The sequence below is a fragment of the Vibrio sp. 1F169 genome, assembly GCF_041439605.1.
In the GTDB taxonomy this organism is placed as follows: domain Bacteria; phylum Pseudomonadota; class Gammaproteobacteria; order Enterobacterales; family Vibrionaceae; genus Vibrio; species Vibrio tasmaniensis_A.
This window is the reverse complement of the sequence record NZ_JBGOOI010000004.1, coordinates 37,381-59,191: the sequence shown is the minus strand read 5'-3', so window position 1 is coordinate 59,191 and position 21,811 is coordinate 37,381. Positions and strand designations below refer to the sequence as shown.

17 protein-coding genes and 1 pseudogene are annotated in these 21,811 nt (G+C 44.4%); 13 read left to right on the top strand and 5 right to left on the bottom strand.

The window, feature by feature from the left end:
* Nucleotides 1-238 precede the first annotated feature (238 nt).
* From ACED53_RS02775 to ACED53_RS02755, 5 genes are all read left to right on the top strand, one after another.
* Nucleotides 239-895: a glutathione S-transferase family protein gene (locus ACED53_RS02775; RefSeq protein ID WP_017099860.1), complete on the top strand. Its 657-nt coding sequence runs from the start codon at nucleotides 239-241 to the stop codon at nucleotides 893-895.
* Between the two features lie 218 nt (nucleotides 896-1,113).
* On the top strand, nucleotides 1,114-2,385 hold the full coding sequence (sbcD, locus tag ACED53_RS02770) for an exonuclease subunit SbcD (RefSeq protein ID WP_017099861.1): 1,272 nt from the start codon (nucleotides 1,114-1,116) through the stop codon (nucleotides 2,383-2,385).
* Between the two features lie 5 nt (nucleotides 2,386-2,390).
* Complete coding sequence (locus ACED53_RS02765; RefSeq protein WP_017099862.1) at nucleotides 2,391-6,107, top strand: AAA family ATPase; 3,717 nt, start codon at nucleotides 2,391-2,393, stop codon at nucleotides 6,105-6,107.
* A gap of 203 nt (nucleotides 6,108-6,310) precedes the next feature.
* A complete protein-coding gene (locus tag ACED53_RS02760) occupies nucleotides 6,311-6,454 on the top strand; it encodes a DUF2256 domain-containing protein (RefSeq protein WP_102579980.1) in 144 nt (47 codons plus the stop codon).
* Nucleotides 6,455-6,543: 89 nt separating this feature from the next.
* Complete coding sequence (locus tag ACED53_RS02755; RefSeq protein ID WP_081326152.1) at nucleotides 6,544-7,428, top strand: PA4780 family RIO1-like protein kinase; 885 nt, start codon at nucleotides 6,544-6,546, stop codon at nucleotides 7,426-7,428.
* A gap of 147 nt (nucleotides 7,429-7,575) precedes the next feature.
* Here the strand turns inward: ACED53_RS02755 and ACED53_RS02750 are convergent, their stop codons facing one another.
* From ACED53_RS02750 to ACED53_RS02735, 4 genes and pseudogenes are all read right to left on the bottom strand, one after another.
* Complete coding sequence (locus ACED53_RS02750) at nucleotides 7,576-8,316, bottom strand: SDR family oxidoreductase (RefSeq protein ID WP_017099865.1); 741 nt, start codon at nucleotides 8,314-8,316, stop codon at nucleotides 7,576-7,578.
* Nucleotides 8,316-9,875, bottom strand: a pseudogene (locus ACED53_RS02745) (cryptochrome/photolyase family protein). The gene ACED53_RS02750 and the pseudogene ACED53_RS02745 overlap by 1 nt, the downstream one beginning before the upstream one ends.
* On the bottom strand, nucleotides 9,872-11,254 hold the full coding sequence (locus ACED53_RS02740) for a DASH family cryptochrome (RefSeq protein ID WP_017099867.1): 1,383 nt from the start codon (nucleotides 11,252-11,254) through the stop codon (nucleotides 9,872-9,874). Before ACED53_RS02740 ends, ACED53_RS02745 begins: the two are co-directional and overlap by 4 nt.
* A 274-nt stretch (nucleotides 11,255-11,528) precedes the next feature.
* Nucleotides 11,529-11,951, bottom strand: coding sequence for a universal stress protein (locus ACED53_RS02735; RefSeq protein WP_102579981.1), 423 nt, complete (start codon nucleotides 11,949-11,951; stop codon nucleotides 11,529-11,531).
* 243 nt (nucleotides 11,952-12,194) lie between these two features.
* Between ACED53_RS02735 and ACED53_RS02730 the strand changes: the two genes are divergently transcribed.
* The 8 genes from ACED53_RS02730 to ACED53_RS02695 all read left to right on the top strand — a co-directional run bounded on the left by ACED53_RS02730 (nucleotide 12,195) and on the right by ACED53_RS02695 (nucleotide 21,125).
* Nucleotides 12,195-13,325, top strand: a complete 1,131-nt coding sequence (locus ACED53_RS02730; RefSeq protein WP_017099869.1) for a PcfJ domain-containing protein — start codon at nucleotides 12,195-12,197, stop codon at nucleotides 13,323-13,325.
* Nucleotides 13,326-13,349: 24 nt separating this feature from the next.
* Nucleotides 13,350-13,484 (top strand): hypothetical protein, encoded by a 135-nt coding sequence (locus ACED53_RS02725; RefSeq protein WP_017099870.1) that lies wholly within the window; start codon nucleotides 13,350-13,352, stop codon nucleotides 13,482-13,484.
* Nucleotides 13,485-13,549: 65 nt separating this feature from the next.
* Complete coding sequence (locus tag ACED53_RS02720) at nucleotides 13,550-14,002, top strand: GNAT family N-acetyltransferase (protein ID WP_029225359.1); 453 nt, start codon at nucleotides 13,550-13,552, stop codon at nucleotides 14,000-14,002.
* A gap of 317 nt (nucleotides 14,003-14,319) precedes the next feature.
* Nucleotides 14,320-15,099, top strand: a complete 780-nt coding sequence (locus tag ACED53_RS02715; protein WP_029225360.1) for an ABC transporter ATP-binding protein — start codon at nucleotides 14,320-14,322, stop codon at nucleotides 15,097-15,099.
* Entirely contained in the window at nucleotides 15,096-16,034 is a 939-nt protein-coding gene (locus tag ACED53_RS02710; RefSeq protein ID WP_017099873.1) for an ABC transporter substrate-binding protein, read from the top strand. Before ACED53_RS02715 ends, ACED53_RS02710 begins: the two co-directional genes overlap by 4 nt.
* Nucleotides 16,031-18,007, top strand: a complete 1,977-nt coding sequence (gene fhuB, locus ACED53_RS02705; RefSeq protein ID WP_017099874.1) for a Fe(3+)-hydroxamate ABC transporter permease FhuB — start codon at nucleotides 16,031-16,033, stop codon at nucleotides 18,005-18,007. The genes ACED53_RS02710 and fhuB overlap by 4 nt, the downstream gene beginning before the upstream one ends.
* A 415-nt stretch (nucleotides 18,008-18,422) precedes the next feature.
* Nucleotides 18,423-20,624, top strand: a complete 2,202-nt coding sequence (locus ACED53_RS02700; protein ID WP_029225361.1) for a TonB-dependent siderophore receptor — start codon at nucleotides 18,423-18,425, stop codon at nucleotides 20,622-20,624.
* A gap of 246 nt (nucleotides 20,625-20,870) precedes the next feature.
* The gene (locus ACED53_RS02695) at nucleotides 20,871-21,125 is read left to right on the top strand and encodes a DUF3297 family protein (RefSeq protein ID WP_029223190.1); all 255 of its coding nucleotides are present in this window, start codon (nucleotides 20,871-20,873) and stop codon (nucleotides 21,123-21,125) included.
* Between the two features lie 105 nt (nucleotides 21,126-21,230).
* Here the strand turns inward: ACED53_RS02695 and ACED53_RS02690 are convergent, their stop codons facing one another.
* A complete protein-coding gene (locus ACED53_RS02690; RefSeq protein WP_017099876.1) occupies nucleotides 21,231-21,731 on the bottom strand; it encodes a hypothetical protein in 501 nt (166 codons plus the stop codon).
* Between the last annotated feature and the right edge of the window lie 80 nt (nucleotides 21,732-21,811).

Below are 21,811 nucleotides of genomic sequence, written 5' to 3'. Positions count from 1 at the left end.
CTTGTTAGCTTGTTAGCTCGTTAATTAGTAATTAGTAATTAGTACTGTATCCCTCCGTCTCGCCTCCCTAGCTATTAACTATTCTTTGCAAAGATTTCGCATTTCTTTGTTGGTTTTAAACGTCTTGATAACAACAAATTAAATTATTTCGTGAAATAACGAATTATTCTTCGTCTTTTGGATTTTGGGTTCGTCTTAGGGGGTAACAAGAAATTATTAACCCGATTCGGAGCCAAAAATGATTAAATTGATTAGCTTTAAAAACTGCCCATTTGTTCAACGTGTAATGGGTTCACTAGTAATGAAAAACGTCCCGTTTGAAATTGAGTACATTGAGCTGAATAACAAACCACAGTGGTTTTTGGATATCTCACCGAACGGGCAGGTTCCTGTATTGATTACAGAAAATGACACGGTCCTTTTTGAATCTGATGCAATTGTTGAATACCTAGACGATAAATATGCCCCTATTGAAGAGGTTTCACCCGAGCAGAAAGCACTCGACCGTGCTTGGTCTTATCAAGCGAGCAAACATTACATGCCACAGTGCGGCACCATGGCGAGTAAAGACAAAGAGACTTTTGAAACACGCTTAGCCAATTTACAAAAGGCGTTCCTAAAGGCAGAGAAAAAACTGGGTGATACTGAGTTCTTTAAAGGGGACTACATCTCTAACGTCGACATCGCTTGGTTACCACTGTTACACCGAGCATTTGTAATTAAAGGGCGTTCAGGCTTCGATATGCTAGAAAGCTTCCCGAAAGTACAGAGGTGGCAAGCGGCTCTGATTGAATCTGGGTTGACCGATAAAACCGTTCCAGCGGACTTTATTGACAAGTTCAGCGGCTTTTATTTAACGAATAACTACCTGGCAAGCCTAGCAGAAGCTCGCTAAATAAAGATTAAGTAATTTATGGCGTATAGTTTAGGCCACAGACAATTAAAACCGCTCTAACGTTGAGCGGTTTTTTTATGTCAAAAATAATGATTGGTTACGCTATGGGCATAGTTGATCCAAAGCCTGAAATTAGTTGGTTTTCACAAGCTTATAAAAGGGTATTTTGTCGACTATTTTGGTAAATTAAAGCTATTACCGACTTCCAGTGAGCAGCAATGAAGATTCTTCACACGTCCGATTGGCACCTTGGCCAAAACTTCTACAATAAAAGCCGTAAGAATGAACATGAACGGTTTTTACAATGGTTACTTGAGCAAGTTACTGAGCACAACATCGACGCGATCATTGTTGCTGGCGATATTTTTGATACCAGCACACCGCCGAGTTACGCTCGTGAGATGTATAACAAGTTTGTGGTCGACTCGAGCAAGATCGGCTGCCAATTGGTGTTGTTAGGTGGAAATCACGATTCGGTGTCTGTGCTTAAAGAGACACAACAGCTGCTCAAATACATGGGTGCCGATGTGATTCCTAATACCAATGAAGATCATGCGACTCAGGTTGTCGAACTAAAAGGCAAGAACGGCGATGTAGAAGCGCTGGTTTGTGCCATTCCCTTTATTCGCCCTCGCGATGTGTTGACCAGCCAGGCGGGTGTTACTGGTGTAGAGCGTCAGAAGCAACTCGGCGATGCAATCAAACAGCACTACCAAAGTGTTTATGATGCCGCTTTAGAAAAACGTGCGACGTTTGAAAACAGCGAGCACATGCCGATTATCGCTACTGGTCATTTAACAGCGATGGGTGTCCAACAATCGGATTCGGTGCGTGATATCTATGTTGGCAACCTTGATGGTTTCGCCGCTGATGGCTTCCCAGATGCAGACTATATCGCACTTGGTCATATCCATCGCCCACAAGTGGTGGCAAAGCGTGAATACATTCGTTATTCAGGCTCTCCAATCCCACTAAGCTTTGATGAACTTAAATCTCAGAAACAAGTGTGTGTTGTTGAGTTTGTTGAAGGTGAGCGCACCATTTCTCAATTGCCTGTTCCTACATTCCAACCTCTAGCTGAAATCAAAGGCGACTTGAGCGAGATCGAATCTCAGCTGAACCAATACATAGGTTTAGATAGCGAACAAAGCGTGTGGTTATCGATAGAAGTGCAAGCGCAAGATTACTTGTCGGATCTACAAGAACGTATGCGTTCATTGACTGACGGTTTGAATGTGGAAGTACTTCAACTGCGCAGAGCAAGAGAGCGTCGCAATCAAGCATTAGAGCAAGAGTCGGCAGAAACCTTATCTGAACTGAGCCCGATGGACGTGTTTACGAAGCGTATTGCCTTAGAAGAGTTTGAAACCGATTCTGAAAAAGCGCGTTTAGAGCGCATGACGGTGAAGTTTAAACAAGTGATGGTTGAAGTCTCTTACGGTGCGGATAGCCAAGAAGAAATAGAAGCGCAAAAAGGGACAGGTGAGTAACGAATATGAAGATTTTAAGCCTAGAATTTGAAAACCTGAACTCTCTGAAAGGTCGTTGGAAGCTCGACTTTACTCAGTCACCGTTTGCAGAAAATGGTCTGTTTGCGATCACCGGCCCAACGGGTGCGGGTAAGACAACGATTCTTGATGCGATTTGTTTGGCACTGTTCCACCGAACACCACGTTTGAAAAGTATCGCTAAAGGCACCAACGAGCTAATGACGCGCGGTACCGGTGAGTGTTTCGCTGAGATTGAATTTGAAGTGAAGGGTAAAACTTACCGTTCTAATTTTCATCATAAGAGAGCGCGCGGAAAACACGACGGTGCGCTGCAGACACCAACCTGTGAATTTGCGGATGCTGATAGTGATGCTGTATTAGAAACGCAGCTCACTAAGAAAATTAAGATGGTTGAGACCGTGACCGGTTTGGACTTTTCACGATTTACTAAATCTATCATGCTGTCGCAAGGTGAGTTTGCTGCTTTCTTGAATGCCAACGCTAACGACCGTGCCGAGTTATTGGAAGAGCTTACGGGTACCGAAATTTATAGCCTGATTTCAGAGCGTATATACGACCACTTCAAATCGAGCGAAGAATCACTCAACCACCTAAAAGCGAAAGCTGAAGGGGTTAGCTTACTGTCTGAAGAGCAAATCCAAGAGCTAACCGCAGAGCGTGAAACGTTAGAAACCGAACAGAAGCGATTAGCTGAGCAGTTAAAAGAGTGGCAAGCGCATCTAAGCTGGTGGAAAGACGTGACCAAAGCTCAGCAAACTATTGCAACCAGTGAGCACGATTGTAAAACCGCTCAAGATGAACTAGGCCGTAACCAACCTTCATTAGAGCGCTTGGCAAACAGTGAGCCGGCTGAAAAGCTGCGCCCAATGCACAAAGATTTAAAGCGTTGCGAACAAGAGGTGAACACTACTCAAGCTCACTTAGATAACAGCACCAAGTTACTTGCCCTTCGTGATGTAGAGAAGCAAGACGCGCAAACTCAACTGACTCAAAGCAGTGCAATTGTCGAACAGGTTAAAGCCGAGCAACAAGATCAAGAGAAGATCATCGATCTCGTACGTCCGCTAGACAACCAAATTACCGTACTCAAAGATAAGCAAACTGCGGCCGTTAATGCAGCAAATACGCTAAACGAGCAACACACGCAACAGCGTAATCAACAGATTGTTTTAGTCCAAAAAATTGATGCACTGAAGCAACAAGATCAACTCAGCACTGAGTACTTAAATACACATCAAGCTGACCAACATCTGGAAAAATACTTAGGTCAGTGGCAAGCCAAAGTTGAGCAAGTTCGTACGCTAGAGCGTCAACATGCGGAACAGTTAAACTCGGCTAAGCAAGCTTTGTCGGCTCTTGATGCTCAGCAAGCGGTTATCAAAAGTGCGCAACAAGCCAAAGCAACGCAAGACAAAACTTTAAGTGAATTGGTTGTGTTAGAGAGTAGTGCAAAGCAACAGTGGGAAGCATTGCAAGGCAACACCAGCGAACAAGTATTGAATGCGCAAAAAGATCTGTTGGAGTACTGGAATCGCAATACGCACTCATTACTTGAGATCAACCGTGGCTTCCTAAATGCCCAGCAACACCTGCACGCAAAAACTCAGGCACATCAGACCAACATCCAATTGGTCGACAAGCTTTCGAAAGAACGTGAAGTGTTGGTGGAGCGATATAAAGAGAAAGAGACTTCGCTTGAGCGATTAACGCGTTTGATTGATCAAGAAGGCGAGTTGGCGAAGTACCGTGCAGCTCTAGAATCAGGCTCTGAGTGCCCGCTATGTGGTTCAACAGACCATTCGATTGAACAGTCACAAGACACTGCAAATTTGGTTGCTCAAAAAGAAACGGAAAACCTAGAGTTAACGGCCATCAAAAAAGAAGGCCAAGAGCATCGTCAGCAGTTAGATTCTCTGGCCCCTATGATTGCGGCGCTTAACGATGACATTCAGCGAGCGCAAGCGGATATTCAACAAGCTCAACTGAATTGGCAAGGCGTTGTCGGCAAGCTTCAACAGAGCTTATCTGATTTCGTTGACACGGCTCCAGAGCTAGCACTGCTAACGGTAAACGATTTAGGCAATGAAGCTACAGTCGCGACCTTTGCTCAGCAGTGTGAACTTCAACTAAGTCAGTTCTCGCAGCAACTCAAAGCGTTGGGTGATGCTAAAGCACACTATGCCGAAGCTGAGAAACAACGCTTGTCGGTAAGTGTTATGGCTGACAAGGCGAAGTCTAATCTCGAGTTGGCCGAGCAACGCTTAGCGGATCTGAATAAGCAAAACCAAGTCGCAAACGAGCAAGTGACTCAGATTGCTCAAGCGAAAGATCAGCAATGGAACGCTTTGAAAGAGAGCATTGTTCAAACGGCTATCGAAGCGCCTGAACTTGAACATATCGATGATTGGTTTACTGCAAAATCACAGGCATCAAGCACTTGGCAGCAAACTAAACAGCAACAGGCCGATATTGAAAAGCAGCTGATTACTCAAAATGCCGAACTGAAAACTTTAGATGACAAGCTAAGCAGTGTTGAGAAAGAGCTTGCGACACTGACGCAAGAGCATGAGTCTTTAGTGTCAGAGCTCACTCGTGTAACGGCTGAAAGAACTGAGTTGTTTGGTGACAAAGACATTCAAGCCACCAGCAATGCGATGAAGCAAAAAGTCACTGACGCGGTAAATGCATTTGATGCTGCGCAGTTGGTGCTTAACCGTTGTGAACTGGAGCATCGAACTGAGCAAACCAAACACACCAGCTTCTCTGGCGAGTTGATCAGCAAGCAGTCAAGTCATACACAAGCGTTGAATGTTTGGTTACAAGCACTGAAAGCTAGTCCTTTCGAAGTTGAGTCTGATTTTGAAGCGGCGTTGTTAGACGAAGAGATTAGAATTCAACTTCAAAGCCTGAAGAAGTTTTTAGACGAAGCGATTGTCAGTGCGCAAGCTAGGTTGAACACCGCCAAAGCGACACAAGTGGAGCTACAAAATCACGAAAATGCGAAAGCATGGCAAGAGCAAGACCAACAGCAAGTTGAAGAAGCGACTACTGAGTGTCAAAACGCACAGCAAAGCCATGCGACAAAGATCGGTGCAATTTCTGCCAATCTTGAAACGGATAGCCAGAACCGCAGCAATCAGCAAGATCTGTTCAAGAAAATCGACGAGCAACAGATCGAGTTCGATGATATCTCACGTCTGAATTCACTTATTGGTTCTAAGAACGGCGACAAGTTCCGTAAGTTTGCTCAAGGTCTAACACTGGAAAACTTGGTGTACTTGGCCAACAAGCAGCTACAGCGTTTGCATGGTCGTTACGAGCTAAAACGTAAAGCCGACGATGGTTTAGAACTGCAAGTGCTCGACACATGGCAGGGCGATGTGATGCGTGACACCAAGACGTTATCAGGTGGCGAAAGCTTTTTGGTGAGCTTGGCGCTGGCATTAGCGCTTTCTGATCTTGTGAGCTACAAAACCAGTATTGATTCTCTGTTCTTAGATGAAGGTTTCGGCACGCTCGATAGTGACACATTAGACATTGCTCTAAACGCGCTGGATAACTTGAATGCGTCAGGCAAGATGATAGGCGTAATCAGCCACGTTGAAGCACTGAAAGAGCGTGTGCCTGTGCAACTTAAAGTGACGAAACATTCAGGCCTTGGCGTGAGCGAGATGGAGAAACAGTACAAGGTTGTCGCTTAGGTTCTTGCTATATTTATCAGCGCAGAAATAGAAGCAGAGCTAGATGAAGCGATCCCCGACTCGGTCGTTCCTCCTTCTCGAGGATGACGGAGTCGGGGTTGTTATCAATCACATCGTCGTCACTCGCTAAAGTCAGGAACGAGCGTAATAGGGAATCTCTCTTCAACGAATAGGTTAATGGATTCATCGACAAGGAAGCGGTCATGCACAAGAAACAACATCTACGCACCAAGACATGTCCCGTTTGCCTCAAACCATTCTCATGGCGTAAAAAATGGCAACGTTGTTGGGAAGAGGTGATTTATTGCTCTGAACGTTGTCGTCGCCACAAGACAAAACCCACATAATCTCCCTTCATTTAAGAATCTATTGAGAATAACCACTCATTTAACGAGTTAATATTTTATCTGTCAGGTAACTCATGTATAAAGACGACATGAAGATACCTAAAAGAATACAGCCCTTAGTTGACGATGGTTTAGTCGACGAGGTGAAAAGCCAACTCATGAGTGGCAAAGAAGCGTCAGTGTACATAGTACGCTGTGGTGATACGATCCGTTGTGCCAAGGTATATAAGGAAATTAGCCAGCGCAGCTTTAAAAAAGCGACCGCGTATCGTGAAGGCCGAAAAGTCCGAAATAGCCGCCGTGCTCGAGCGATGGAAAAAGGCTCTGGCTTTGGTCGAGAGCAACAAGAAAAGGTTTGGCAAAGTGCTGAAGTGGATGCCTTATATAAACTGGCAGAAGCGGGCGTACGTGTGCCTGTCCCTTACGGTTGCTTTGATGGCGTGCTGCTTATGGAACTGGTCACTGACGATGATGGTTATGTTGTACCACGTTTGAACGATGTTGTAATGCCACCAGAACAAGCGATTGAAGATCATGCGGTGATGATGACTTACGTGGTTAAAATGCTTTGCGTTGGTTTGATCCATGGTGACTTGTCTGAGTTTAACGTATTGGTTGATGAATACGGTCCGGTGATTATCGATCTACCACAAGCGGTTGATGCTTCGGCGAACAACAACGCTGAGTGGATGTTGGCTCGTGACATCAATAATATCCGTGACTACTACGCTCAGTTTGCTCCTGAATTGGCGAAAACCGAGTATGCCAAGGAAATGTGGGCGCTTTACGAGAAAGGCGACTTAAAGCCAGACAGCAAGCTGACGGGCGAGTTTACAGAAACTGACGATTTGGCAGACATCGAAGCCATTATGCAAGAGATAGATGCTGCGCGAATTGAAGAACAACACCGACGCGAGCGTGTTAAAGAAGAGAAAGAAGGTGTAGACGACAGTAAGTTCAATTGGGCTGAGTAGTCGTAATGACCCGTTTTGATCTTTCGTAAAATGTCAGTCATAACGCCTTAAAAAACTCAGGCGTTCTTTCAAAAAATAACCCAATAGAGCCTCAACTCTGTTGGGTTATTTTTTTTAACACTCATGAAAGACGGCCACTGGTATTAACTACCACTTTAACTGCTCACCATCGTAAGCGTAGAAGTGACCACTGTTATCCGGTGTAGCAGTGCGAATGATGTCCACCAATTGATGGGCGACATAGCTCGACTCAAACAACTTACCTTCAGGGACATTGGTCTGAAAAGGTTTCGATAGAGCCGTGTCTGTCGTGCCCGGGTGCAGAGCCAACACGGTGCCTTTCTTAATGGTGCGTTGCCATTCGATCGACATGGTTTTGATGAACATGTTAAGGGCTGCCTTCGATGAGCGATAGCTATACCAACCGCCTAATCGGTTGTCTGAAATACTACCTACCTTTGCGGAAACCACAGCAAATTTTGGATTGTCACTCGTTCTAAGAATTGGAGTGAAGTGCTTTGCCAATAACAAGCTGGGTAGGGTATTCACAGAGATGTTTTTCAGGAAAAATTCAGGGTCGATAGACGACAAGTTCTTTTCTGGCCCAAGATCTGGAGTGTGGAGCATACCCACGCAGTTTATCAACCAGTCCAATTTTTCAAACTGTTTGCTGAGTTGCTCAATATCAGCTTCGTTGGTTGCATCGACTTTGTGCCAGTTCAAACGACTGTTTTCTAGTTCTGGCTGTTGAGAGTGGTAAGTCGCGTCGACATGCACATCAAGAAAATCAAAGCGAGACAGCTCAGATAATAGGTGTTTAACCACAGCGAAACCGATACCGCCACTCCCACCGACCACCAAAATGTGTAATCTGAGTTGCTCAACCATTATAAATTCTCCAAGTTTGTGATTCGTTGTTCTGCGGTCTCGAGTATCGCTTGTTGGTCTTGTTCATCCATATTGTCCCAAGAGCGATATAACATGCCCATGCGTGGGTTACGGTTTAACGCATCGCGGTGCTGGTTCATAAAGCGTCAGTACAAGCTATTGAAAGGGCAAGATTGCTCTCCGCTGCGTTCTTTAATTTGGTAATGACAGCCTTTGCAGTAGTCACTCATACGGTTGATGTAAGAACCGCTGGCAGAGTATGGTTTGGTTCCGACGATCCCGCCATCCGCAAACAGTGCCATACCTCGCGTATTTGGCATTTCGACCCACTCAATCGCGTCGACGTATATACCAAGGTACCAACTGTCTACTTGGTCGGGGTCTATGCCCGTAATTAAGCAGAAGTTGCCAGTGATCATTAACCTTTGGATGTGATGCGCGTAAGCAAACTCAAGGGACTGGTCAATCGCATGCTTCATGCAATTCATATTGGTTTGTCCGTCCCAAAAATAATGGGGCAGCTTATTGGTTGCTGAATAATGATTTTTATTGGCGTACGCAGGCATGTTTGCCCAATAGACGGCGCGTATGTACTCTCGCCACCCCAGTATTTGGCGTACAAACCCTTCGACTTGTGCAATGTCGATAGTGGGTGTGTTTATCTTAGAAGAGGCCTGATAAGCCGACAGCGCAGCATCAATCACTTCTTGGGGGCTTAGCAGTTTGCTGTTCATCGAAAAGGAGAGGCGGCTATGGTACAAGCTCCATTTTGAGTCGTGTTCTGTCGTCATCGCATCTTGAAACTGACCGAACAGCGGTAGACAGACTTGGCAGAAGTGCGCGAGCAGAGACAAGCTTTGTGCGCGGTTAACTGGCCATAATAATTGGTCGCCAACTTCACCAATGGTTTGAGTTTGATGACGCTCGATGCGTTCTAAAATCGCGGAAATGTCGTTGGCAAACATCAGAGGTTGAGGCAGGCTTTCAATGTCTTGTTTCTTGAGTTTCTTTCGATTGTTCGCATCGTAATTCCATTTGCCGCCAACTGGCTTTCCGTCTTCTAGCAAAATGTCAAAACGCTTTCTCATTCGACGATAGAAGTGTTCCATCATGATGTGTTTGTCTTTCGGAAACTGTTGTTCGATTTCTTCGAATGGAAAGAGGAAGTGTTCGGAATCACAACAACCTTTGGTTGCATTAGTAAGTTTGAGCTTGTTCATCTGTTCTAAAAGGCGATATTCATCTGGCCTTTGATATTCGAATTTCTCTGCGCCGAATTCGTGTACGTAGTATTGCAATAGAGCATCGAGATTTTCAAATTGCGTGGTGTCATCAAGAGTGAAGTGGAGTACCTGATGACCTTGTTGTTTGAGTTCGTCGGCAAAATAGCCCATCGCAGAGAAAAAAGCGGCCACCTTTTGGATGTGCGATGCAACGTAGTCAGTCTCTTGCTTAAGTTCAGCGATGATGTAAATGACCTCGTCATCAACCTGTTGATACCAAGAGTGCTGGATATTGAGTTGGTCGCCTAAGACAAGGCGCACGGTTTTGAAATTCATAACACATCCCGATTGTTGGTTAAGACAAGTTCTTTGCTGCTCGCATTCCACTTGTTGATAAACGTATGGTTTGGGTCGTACATATCCGTTTGCTTACCCAAATCAAAATGACGTGATTTGGGTTGTGCTTGGTTGGTATTCTTTTGCTTGTTGGTTTGAGTGCTTACCTGAGGTCTCAGCGCTCCGGCTATATACGCCCAATTGCCCCAGTTTGATGCCACGTCATAGTCGATAAGTTGGCTCTCAAAATAGGCTGCGCCGTGTCGCCAATCGATCCCTAGTTCGTAGATCAAACAGCTAGCGGCCAGCTGTCGTCCTCTATTCGACATATAGCCTGTTTCGTTAAGTTGGCGCATACACGCGTCGACAATCGGGTAGTTGGTATTGCCACTTTTCCATTTAGCGAAATCGCGGTTCGACGTTGCCGAGGAGTTAGGGCTGTAGAGTTCACGGTTTGAAGAATCACCGAACAACGACGAGCCCAGTGATAAGCACTTCCAATAGAAATATTCGCGCCATAACAACTCAAAGTAGATCCAATAGGTCGAATCGTTACTGCCTTGTTCGGCTTCGAACTGTTTCAAATGGCGATAAATCGTTTTAGGCGAAACGCAGCCGAGCGCTAACCACGGCGAGAACTTGGTTGAATTTTCGATGCCGTCAAATGCGTTTCGAGTCTGCTTGTAATTAAAAGCGTAGTCATGTGAAAAGTAGTTTTCTAAATGCGCTAGTCCGGCATCTTCTCCGCCCAAATAATCGCTTATTACTGCGCTTTCATCATTTGGTGAACTGAATAATGAGATTGTCGATGTCGATGCTAGTCTCACTGCTGGTGGTAGAGCTGAAATAACCGTCTCATTGCGATTAACGTCTAAGTGCTCGACTAGCTTTCTAAATTTGGTAAAAGAGCTCGGGACTTTTGAGAATTCGAACGGTAGCTCATGTGAGTCAAACAAGGTTGAGTGATGTGGTAAACACATTACTAAGTTAGGCGACTGTCTTTGTATTGATCGAATCAATAGTCGCTCATCGTAACCGCAGTGTGCATTGGCGAAAAAGTGGGTGACGTGCTGTGTAGCAATAATTTGGCTGAGTGTTTGCTCAGCAGCGCCTGGTTCTAATTGGTTACTGTGAATTACGACAAGTTGCTGCCCAAGCTTTACTAAATTCGATTCTAAATTGGCTATCGATTGTGAAACAAAAGCCTGGCGATGTGCGCCATAATTTTGCTCTTGTGCTAAACCAGCAGAGAAACGAACCAAAGTGGGTTCGACAATCACGCAAATGAGTTTATCGACGCTCTGCGCAGCGTAATGGAGCAATTGATTGTCGTTGATTCTTAAGTCGTTCGTAAAAAGATAGAGACCAATCTTTTTCATTGCTTGCACTCGTGATTTGTTAGTTATTAGACGGTTACGAGTGGATGAACAAACAAGATCACAAATGATTACGTCAAATGGGTAATGGTTGAATTTGGGGAAAGAAGAGGATTGAGGAGGGGATAGAAGCCAACCAATAATACCGATAGAGGTTGGCTCATCAAGTCTGGCTTTATAAGCACAAACAGCTATTTCTTAAGATCGACAGTCTTTAGGAGACGTGAGCCTTTAGAAGCTCTAGTCCATAGCAGCAGTCAGTCTTTAGGAACGAGCTCTAGTCCATAGGAACGACGAGTATGTCGACGGGAGAAGAGTCTATCAATTGCTTCGAGTGCGAGATGATCTTATGCCAAAAATCATGATGATGACCACAGAGCATTAGATCAATGTTGTGTGTTTTCACAGCATCTTTGAGTTTGTCATTCAAATCACCCGTACCTACAAAAATATGCTGAACCGGCTGTTTAGCGTAAGCCTCAAACTCTCTTAAGTGTTTTATCGCATCATCATTGACAGGTAAGTCACCATTATTTTTTTGAATATCAACGAGTTCTGGGTAGATTTCTCCGTGAGTACCGTCGATATAAACAAACGAAAGTTCCGTTTCTAGTTTGTTCGCGAAGAAGGTTGCTCTATCAATGAGTATTTTCGAGTCATCAGACATTTCAAGTGCGACCAGAATATGTCGGTATTCCATAATTAAAGCCTCTTGTTATTAGTGATGTTACAAGCATAGTTTCTCTCTAAGTAAATGATATCGAAGAGGTCTCATATTACGTAAAATCATCATTCAAAGATCTTCTAAGTACTCTCGTATTTATATCGCTTTGATTGATAAGAAATTTACAAAAGGTTGTTATAGTGAAGTGAGTTCGATCTTTACGCTTTTTGCTATTAGATAAGCTCGCTAGTCCAACTCGTCAATAACCAAGAGGCATTAATGACAGCATTACTCACCATCCCAACTCGAACATTAGGCTTTGACTACGATATTGAGATCCGCGATTGGTCTCAAAAACTTGTCGGTTTTCACGTATTTGAAGATGGTAGACGACCGCTCGATGGTGGTATTGGCTTGAGCTTAAACCTCGTTGAGCAGTTTGATGTGAATGGTCGTTGGTTAGATTCATTGCCAGCTCGTTATCGTGAGATCACCGATGATTTCCCAGAGTATCAATACCAGATGTTGTGGCTCGCGGCGAATACTTATGAAGCAGCTCAACTGCTTGAATTGAGGCCGGTTATTTTGGCATTAATCTGCATGAAGCACAGTGTCGATAACAAGAAAGCGTTGGAACTGAGTCGCCTAGGGCAAAAGAGAATCTTAACCAAACTGGGCTTAGACGGCAGTAAAGCGACCCTAAAATTCATCGATAAGCTAGAGCTTCATTACAACGTCGGTGATGAGCTTGACCACATTGTACGAATTCTCGAACCGCTGCAAAGGCGAGTTCTTAAGTTTAAGCATTACTCAAAAGTTGGATACACAGCCCTGCGTTTGGACCAAGTTCATCCGTTTTTAACCGGCAGTCGATTAGGTATTGCAATGGTTGAAGAGGGCAGGCTCAATGCGCCTTCAAAGATGGCCATGTTCCAAGACGCGATTTTACTGGGTCAAGATTTGGAGATGGACGATCCATTGCGCGCCATCACCAGTCAAAATTCCTTTGCTATGTTTGAGCAACTGCATGATAGGTGGACAGAACAGCGTCAGTTACGCCGTCTAGAAGGAAATCGGCCAGTGGACATGGACATCCCTTATCCCGTTCCTTTACTCGGTAATGACAATATTCATCCGCTTACTGATTACTACGACCTTGAACAAGAGGGTGTGGAACAAAAACATTGTATTGGCGTCTATCACAATCGAATCATGAGCGATCGCTATGTGGTGTTTCGAATGCTTAAGCCTCAGCGCTTAACCATTGGCCTACGTCGTGTTCCAAGCAAAGCCTTTCCGTTTGAAATTGACCAGATTTGTGGGAAACGAAATGCGCCGCCATCGGAGTCTGCTCGCCAAGTCATCCATGATTGGTTAGAAGCGAGTAAGCAAAAGTATCCGAAGCAATAGCTGTGACGTAGAAGGAATAACAGGATGTTTCAACAAGGTGATTTATGCCCGCATTGTGGTTTGATTATTGTGATGCCAACAGATTTGCAAGCCGAATGCTTGGGGTGTGGCGAAGAAATCAATCAAGACCCAGCAGACAGTTACGACGAAGAAGAGTAGCTTTATCTACACTGATATAAACCAAGGCTAGGATGGCCAAATTACCCTTTCAAAGGATGGAAAAAATGCAGAAAGTAATCTTTAGAAATTGTGATGAAAGTTCACCTTTTTGGAGTGAATTAGAAGGCTTATTTCAAAGCGAATGGTCTGATTTCAAGTTTAAAGATACCTATAAAGACAGCGTGCAACTACCACCAGCAATAACAGTACTTCGCGATAATGTGGTCATTGGTGGCTTGGCGTATTCCCATTTTCAGGAACCTCATCAAGTGCGGGATGTGGTGTGGATCAACGCCGTGTTTGTTGAACCTCAATGGCGCGGTCAAGGTATTGCGAGTGAATTGATTAAACGAGCTGTTGAACAAATGCCAGACTATTATCAATCCCAACCCTCGAAAGATTCAACGTCTAAGTTGTACGCCTACACCAATATTGCGCCTTTGTACCTTTCTCTTGGTTGGTCAATCGTCGAGATTGAAACCGAACCCAATCATCACGTCATGAGCGTTTCGTTTTAGGCTGAATATTCGGAAACAGCCTAACAGACACGAAACTCTCTGCCTTTCTCATCTATCTACTTATGAGCGCATTTTCATAAATGCTTAAACTTCGTTGCGACAAGATCTTGAATCAACGTCAGATTGCCTTCTCTAAATTAATCTTCTAACTCTTTAAAATATAGGGATAAATTGGTACGACATTCAGTTTAATCTAAATGAAAATCGTTTGCGTTAGCGTTTTTGCAAGTGTATAAAAGCGTGTCTGTTAATGATTTTATGAATATGTTCGTATTTCATTAATTCTTTAGTGAATGATGTGTTTTAAGGTTGAAGATATGCTCGAAGCAAAGGGACTCGGTTTTAGCGTAGGGGATAAGCAATTGCTCAAGACATTTGATGTGTCGTTTGAACAAGGAAAAATCTACGCTTTGGTTGGGCATAACGGCTCAGGGAAATCGACCTTATTAAAGTTGCTAGCGAAGCAACAGCACGCCACTTCAGGCGATATTTTCCTGAAAGATAAACCAGTCGCTAAATGGTCGGATAAGGACTTCGCACAACAAATTTCTTACTTACCTCAACATTTACCTGCAACCGACAGTTTATCCGGCAAAGACCTGGTGAGTTTTGGTCGCTACCCTTGGCACGGCCTATTAGGTCGACTTTCAAGTAAAGATAAGCAATACGTTGAAGAGGCGATGCAACTTACCGACACAACGCAATACGCTGATCGTTTGGTGGATACTTTATCGGGTGGTGAACGCCAGCGTGTGTGGCTTGCGATGCTGTTGGCTCAACGCACCAAATACCTTTTGCTGGATGAGCCTTTAGCAGCGCTCGATATTGGTCATCAGATTGAAATGCTGACATTGATTAAGCGCCTGAGTGAAACATTGGAAATTGGCGTGATCATTGTGATACACGACATCAATATGGCTGCACGTTTCTGCGACCACATTATTGCCTTACATAGTGGCGAGCTATTAGTCGAAGGTGAGGTTGATGAGGTGTTCAAAGAATCGACCTTGAAAGATATCTATGGTGTGCCTATGCACATTACTCAACACTCTGCGGGTTACCCAGTCGCGATGCCTGGTGATTTGGAGCCAGCATGATGCTTAAACAGTCTTTCCAATCAATATTACATCGCTCGCACGTCACTCGTAATCTTATTTCAATAGTCGTCATATCGAGCGTACTGGTATTTTCTCCACTTGCGTTAGCCAATCAAGATACATCTGGGTTGAATGATGGCGATCGACCTCGATTAGTTTCCATCGATTGGACTCACACTGAAACGCTTTTGGCGTTGGGCGTTACACCTATTGCTGTCGCGCAAATACCCGATTACAACTCGTGGGTAAAGTCTCCTCAAATTCCCCCAACTGTTGCGGATGTTGGCTTACGAACACAGCCAAACCTTGAACGTATTCATGAGCTCAAACCCGACAAGATATTACTCTCTCCAATGTTTTCAACGTTGGAGACTCAACTTAGCAAAATTGCCCCTGTTACGACCATTGGTTTGTACCGAAGTGGTGATGTTGATTGGTCAGCGCTAGAAACGGTTACTCGAAAGCTAGCAGAAGTCTCTGAGAAACAACCTCAAGCTGAAGTTTTGATTCAGAAAGCGAACACTGAAATGGATCGTTTAGGATCTCTGCTACCCAACAGTGCTCCTGCAATGTTGATGGTGCAATTCATGGACACTAATCACGTTCGCGTCTTTGGGGATAACAGCCTATACAAAGCCTCAGTAAACAAGATTGGCCTTGAATCAGCATGGAAAGAGCAAACCAACGCTTGGGGTTACAGCTTGGTTGGTGTCGATCAGCTTATTGGCGTTAAAGGACAAATCGTGATTATTTCGCCAATGCCAGCAGGAACTGAAGAGAGCCTTAAAGCAAATCAGTTTTGGCAATACATTGTGAAAGAGTCGGGCTATCCCGCGCTACAAGTACCAGCGGTGTGGAGCTTCGGCGCGATACCTTCTGCAACACGCTTTGCAAGGTTCATTGTTTCTGAATTGAACCAAGAAGACGTGCTATGAGAGCTCTCTCGTTTGGTGTTTTAACACTATTAATGGTTTCTACACTGGTGTTAATGGGCCAACACTTATCTGTATCTCAGTTCGGATTGAGCCGACTTTCTAGCTTGTGGAGCGCTGATTTCACTTCTCCTGACTCAGTGAAACTGCATTTGGCTTGGTGGCCGAGGTTATTCACTACATTGCTATCTGGCGCAGCGTTGGCAGTGGCGGGTGTCTTGATGCAACAGGTGCTCAGAAACCCATTGGCTTCACCGTCTACATTAGGTGTCGCGAGCGGTTCGAGCTTTGCACTTATGTTAGCGACGCTTTACGCCCCTTGGCTTTTGGAGTGGTCTTATTCGTTGGTGGCACTTGTTGGTGGCCTAACTACGATTGGTTTGGTGTTTGTTTTGTCTTGGCGACGTGCTTTATCTCCAACCGTCGTGATTGTGTCTGGCTTGGTCGTGAACCTCTATTTTGCTGCTGTGAGTACTGTTTTGTTGATGATGAACCAAGACAAACTGAATGGCTTAATGATTTGGGGCGCAGGTTCATTGGTTCAAACCGGATGGGAAGATGTTCAGTACTTGGCTCCACGCTTATCGATTGCGACTCTCATGGCGTTTCTGTTTGTAAAACCACTGAGTTTGCTCCAGTTATCAGAGCAGGGCGCTAAGAGTTTAGGTGTTTCGTTACCGAAATTGAGAGTCGCTTGTCTCGGTTTGGCGGTGTTGCTAACGGCTTGGGTCGTGAGTGCTGTGGGTGTTATCGGTTTCGTTGGTTTAGCAGCCCCTGCGTTAGCACGCTTGATGGGTGTGCACCGTTTAGTCCCTAAATTATTGGTTTCGATGGTACTTGGTGGTTTGTTGTTAAGCCTTACTGATCTGCTTATTCAACAGTTGCCGGGCATCATGTCTATGTTTGTCCCGACAGGGGCCGCAACGGCTGCGTTGGGTGCTCCACTGTTGTTGTGGTTATTACCCAAGTTATCAATGAAAAGCCAGTCACAAACGCAAACTGTATTAACGCGTCATAAGGAAGTAGCTTCTCGCTTAAACAAATATTCAGTGGTATTAGCCAGCTTGTTTATTGTTCTGTCGTTGGTCGTGTTTAGTTTGTTCTCTGTACAAACTGAAGGTTGGCGTTGGTTATTTCAAACTCAAGACTGGGCAATGCTCGAATGGCGTTTACCTCGATTAACTGCAGCGGCATTGGCGGGCGGCATGCTGGCAGTTGCTGGTACGATCGTTCAGCGTTTGAGTGGCAACCCAATGGCTAGTCCAGAAGTGATTGGTATCAGTTCTGGTACCGCATTAGGTTTGATCATCGCAATCTTTGCGGGCTTTGGCAGCAACGTGGTTGGCCTTTATGTCGGTGGCTTTATTGGTGCGGTCTGTACTTTGGGCATCATTGTCGTGCTTAACCAGAAGTCGGGCTTCCAACCGGAAAGAGTACTATTAACAGGCGTTGCGATAACGGCACTGATGAACGCTGTGCAAAGTTTTGTATTGGCAGGCGGTGATCCAAGAAGTTATCAAGTTCTGGCTTGGTTGGCAGGTTCAACGTATTACGTCACCGAAGCAACACTCGTTCCGTTACTGATATCTTCAGTTGTATTTATCTCGTTAGGTTTCCTCTGTGCGCGATGGTTGGATGTGTTGCCATTAGGGCAAGCGAGTGCGCAATCTCTTGGTATCAATGTATCAAGATCTCGAATTCTATTGTTGGTGCTGGTGGCATGTTTAACCGTGAGCGCAACACTGGTGGTGGGCCCGTTAAGCTTTATCGGTTTGATGGCTCCACACATAGCGAGATTATTTGGTTATAGCCGTGCTAAAGAGCATCTGATCTGTTCTTCGTTAATTGGTATGGCACTGATGTTGTTCTCGGATTGGCTTGGTAGACAGTGGCTTTACCCACAGGAGATCCCAGCAGGATTGGTAGCTTCGATTATCGGTGGCATGTATCTGATGTGGGGCTTAAGAAGGTTATAGCTTAGCTGCTTGTAGTCCTTGTCGTTACTTATCGCGACTACTGAACGCTTGTTAACGGATTTCTGTTGAATGAACGGGTTGAGCTTTTAGAGGACAAGACTAAACAACAAGATTGTCGTGCTTGGTTTATACGGAATTGTCTCTTTCTTTATTGATAATGATAATCACAACAATAACTAGTTGGTCATTTCAACGAAGAAGCTGAACGTATTCTAAAAATGGATAACGGCAATCTTATTGAGTTGAGTAAAGGGCGTTTAGCTCAAGCGCACCAAGCACTAGAAAGTGTTGTCGCGTGAGTTTTTAAGAGCCTAGTTAGGTTCAAGAACAAATGATTTAAAAGTAAAAATCATTTGTTCTTTTTTGCAATTGGTTCATAGCCGTATTGAAGGAGAAATATATGAATCGGCACTTTATGCGTACCCCAACAGCACTTGCGGTCGCTTTAGTTATATCGTCAGGAATGGCTCAAGCTAACGAAGATGAAACCGTTGTTGTTATTGGACAGCAACTTGAAGACAGCTCAGTAGGTCCTGATTTTAGTTACGTAGGATTAAGCAGTCGAACAGCAACAAAAACAGACGTTGCGATAGGTGAGACACCACGTGCAATTTCTATTGTTACTCGTGAACAGATGGACGACCGAGCGTCAATCAGTATTGCCGATGCATTACAGTACACGCCTAGTATCCAAGCGAACTATTTTGGTGAAGACAACAAGCAAGATTGGTTTGTTATCCGCGGCTTTAAGCAAGCTAACAGTGGTTTATATCAAGACGGAACGCGTTTGTATTCATCGGGCTTTTACAGCTGGCAAATCGACCCGTTTGGCTTGGAACGAGTAGAAATCTTGCGTGGTCCAGGATCAGCGCTATATGGCCAAACTCCTCCAGGTGGTGTTATTAACGTAATCAGTAAGCGTCCACAGTTTGATGGTGGCTCGGGTAAGTTTGCTATCGAATACGGTACTGATGATCGAAAGCAAATTAGCTTAGATGTGAACTCTGAAGTTAACGATAAAATGGCGTTTCGCCTGCAAGCGCTTGGTCGTAAAAATGGTACCCGTGTCGATGGTGTAGAAGCTGAACGCATTTTTATCGCTCCTTCTCTGGCTTACAAGTTTACAGACGATACTAAAATTACGGTGCTAACTAGTTACCAAAAGGATGACTCTGACCCATACCTACAATTCTTACCGATGGAAGGGACGCTAACGTCAAATCCAAATGGAAAAATCAGTGATAGCCGGGCATTGGGAAATACAGATTGGGAGACGTTTGAGCGTGAACAAATCTCGATAGGTTATGAATTTGAACATCACTTTAATGACCGTACCTACTTAATGCAAAACGTTCGTTACAGCCAAATGGACATAAACCTACGTCAAATGTATTACTCGCGGTATATTGGTGACACAGCTCTAGCACCTTACGATCCAACCCGTTCTTCTATTATCCGACAAGCATCGACGGAAGAGGGGACATCCGATGCGTTTAATATCGATAATCGTTTGATCCATAAATTTACAACGGGTTCGGTAGAACACACCTTGTTGACTGGTATTGATTACCAGAGCATCGATATTGATAGTAAAGATTACGCTGCTGATCCAATCATTGGTGACGGAAACAGTCTTTTGCCTGTGCCGGGTGTAGGAAATATACCGAACCCAATATTTAACGTGTTTGACCCGTCATACAGCACAAATGTAGCTTTGTTGAATCCAACAACGTTTGCGCCACTTGATGAATCAGATCGTCAAACCACTAAAACGAAAAATAATCAATTAGGCCTTTATTTACAAGACCAAATGATGATTGCGGATAAGTGGGCAGTACAAATCGGTGTTCGTTACGACGATTCTCAAAACAAGACTCATAACACGACGACAGGTGCTAAAACTAAGGTTGATAACGAAGAGTGGACAACCAACTTCGGTGTTGCTTACCTGATGGATAGTGGCTTTACACCTTATGCGAGCTATGCGCAGTCGTTTAATCCAATCATTCAGCTTGATCAAAATGGTGACCCAGCGAAACCAGAACGTGGCGAGCAATACGAAGTGGGCTTGAAATACCAACCGCGTAGCTTCGACGGTTATTTCAACATTGCAGCGTTTGAAGTCTCGAAAGAAAACTTAGCGCGTCAGGTTGCCGGTCAACTAACCCAAATTGGTGAAGTTCGTAACCGCGGCCTTGAGTTAGAAGCTGTCGCAAACGTAACTGAAACATTAACCTTGATTGGTAACGTATCATTCATTGATTCCGAAATAACTGAAGATGCGACAAGCAGCAATGTAGGAAATACGCCGTCACAAATTGCTGACCAACTGGCTTCTGCTTGGGCAAACTATCGTTTCCTAAATGGTCCATTAGATGGCTTAACGATTGGTGCGGGTGCTCGTTATGTTGGTGATTCTTACGCCGACAACACTGAGACGAACAAAGTGTCTTCTTACACATTGTTTGACGCAACATTGAGCTATCGTATTGAAGACTATAAGTTCCAAGTTGCAGCGAAAAACTTAGCAGACAAAGAGTACGTTGCGACGTGTGATTACTACTGTTTCTACGGTGATCGTCGTAACGTCATTGCAAGTGTAACGTACGACTGGTAAGACTGACTAATAAGCACTCAGCTTGTGGGCTGGGTGCTTTTATTAAGTTCATCATTTTTCTTCTTATTAACAATGCATAACTCTGTTAAATTTTCGTTGAAACTCATGCCTATATCGCCTTTAAATCAAACAACTCGCTGTTGATTAAAACGATCTCTACGATTTATTGCACCAGTTGTTGAGCACCAAGCCTATATTGACTAGAATGACGCACTTTTTTTATTTACGTACATACAGGTAATGAACATGAGCGATACTAATTCAAGACCAGCTTTACCAGATCATCTTGCAGGTAACCCACGCAGCCCACACCACGTGGCTGAGTGTTTCGAATACCCAATCGGCATTCGTCTAAATGGTAAAGAGCGTACTGATGTTGAAGAATACTGCATCAGCGAAGGTTGGGTTAAGATCCCTTCTCCTAAAGCGCTAGACCGTTTTGGCCAGCCAATGCTTATTACTCTTAAAGGCACAGTAGAAGCTTTCTACATCGAAGATTAATCACTTCGTGTAACTCGAGAATGTCGAGTACAAAACGCTGTTTATATAGAAGGGTCTAGAGAAATCTAGGCCCTTTTTGTTTGCGTATGATTCCTTGAGTCGACTTTACCAAGCGATACCTGCACCAATCGAAAACTCGACGTCTTCACCTTCTGCTTTATCAAAACCTGCGGTCACAACAAAGCCACTGTCCATAATATAGGTTGCGTCTAAGCCACCGACTTGTTTGGTTGAGCTATCAGAGAACTCACGGTTATCTAAAGTGATGTCCATATGGGTACGCTTAATCCCGTAACCTGGGGTGATGTACAAGTTTTCGGTGATACCAATAGGGGCGTGAAACTGATATTCGTTGTCGTGTTGCTTGTATTCGTACGATTCTTCATCTTCGTTATAAGCCGAGCGAGTAAACTCGATGCCATAACCTATGCTTCCCGGGCCACGATACTTGATGTAAGAAGCAGACCAATCTCTCCACCCACGTTCAGCCGATAGGCCAAATGTTATCGCAGTTTCTTCTTGGTTTTGTTCATTGGCTTGTGCGTTAGACATAGTGAACAGCAAGACAGCGGCTAATGTCAGAAGGGGGAACTTTTTGATGGTCATTGGATCTCTCGCTTATGTATACAAAATATCGGCGAATTCAAAGTACTGAATGCCAGTAAATTAGTAACCTAGTCCGGACC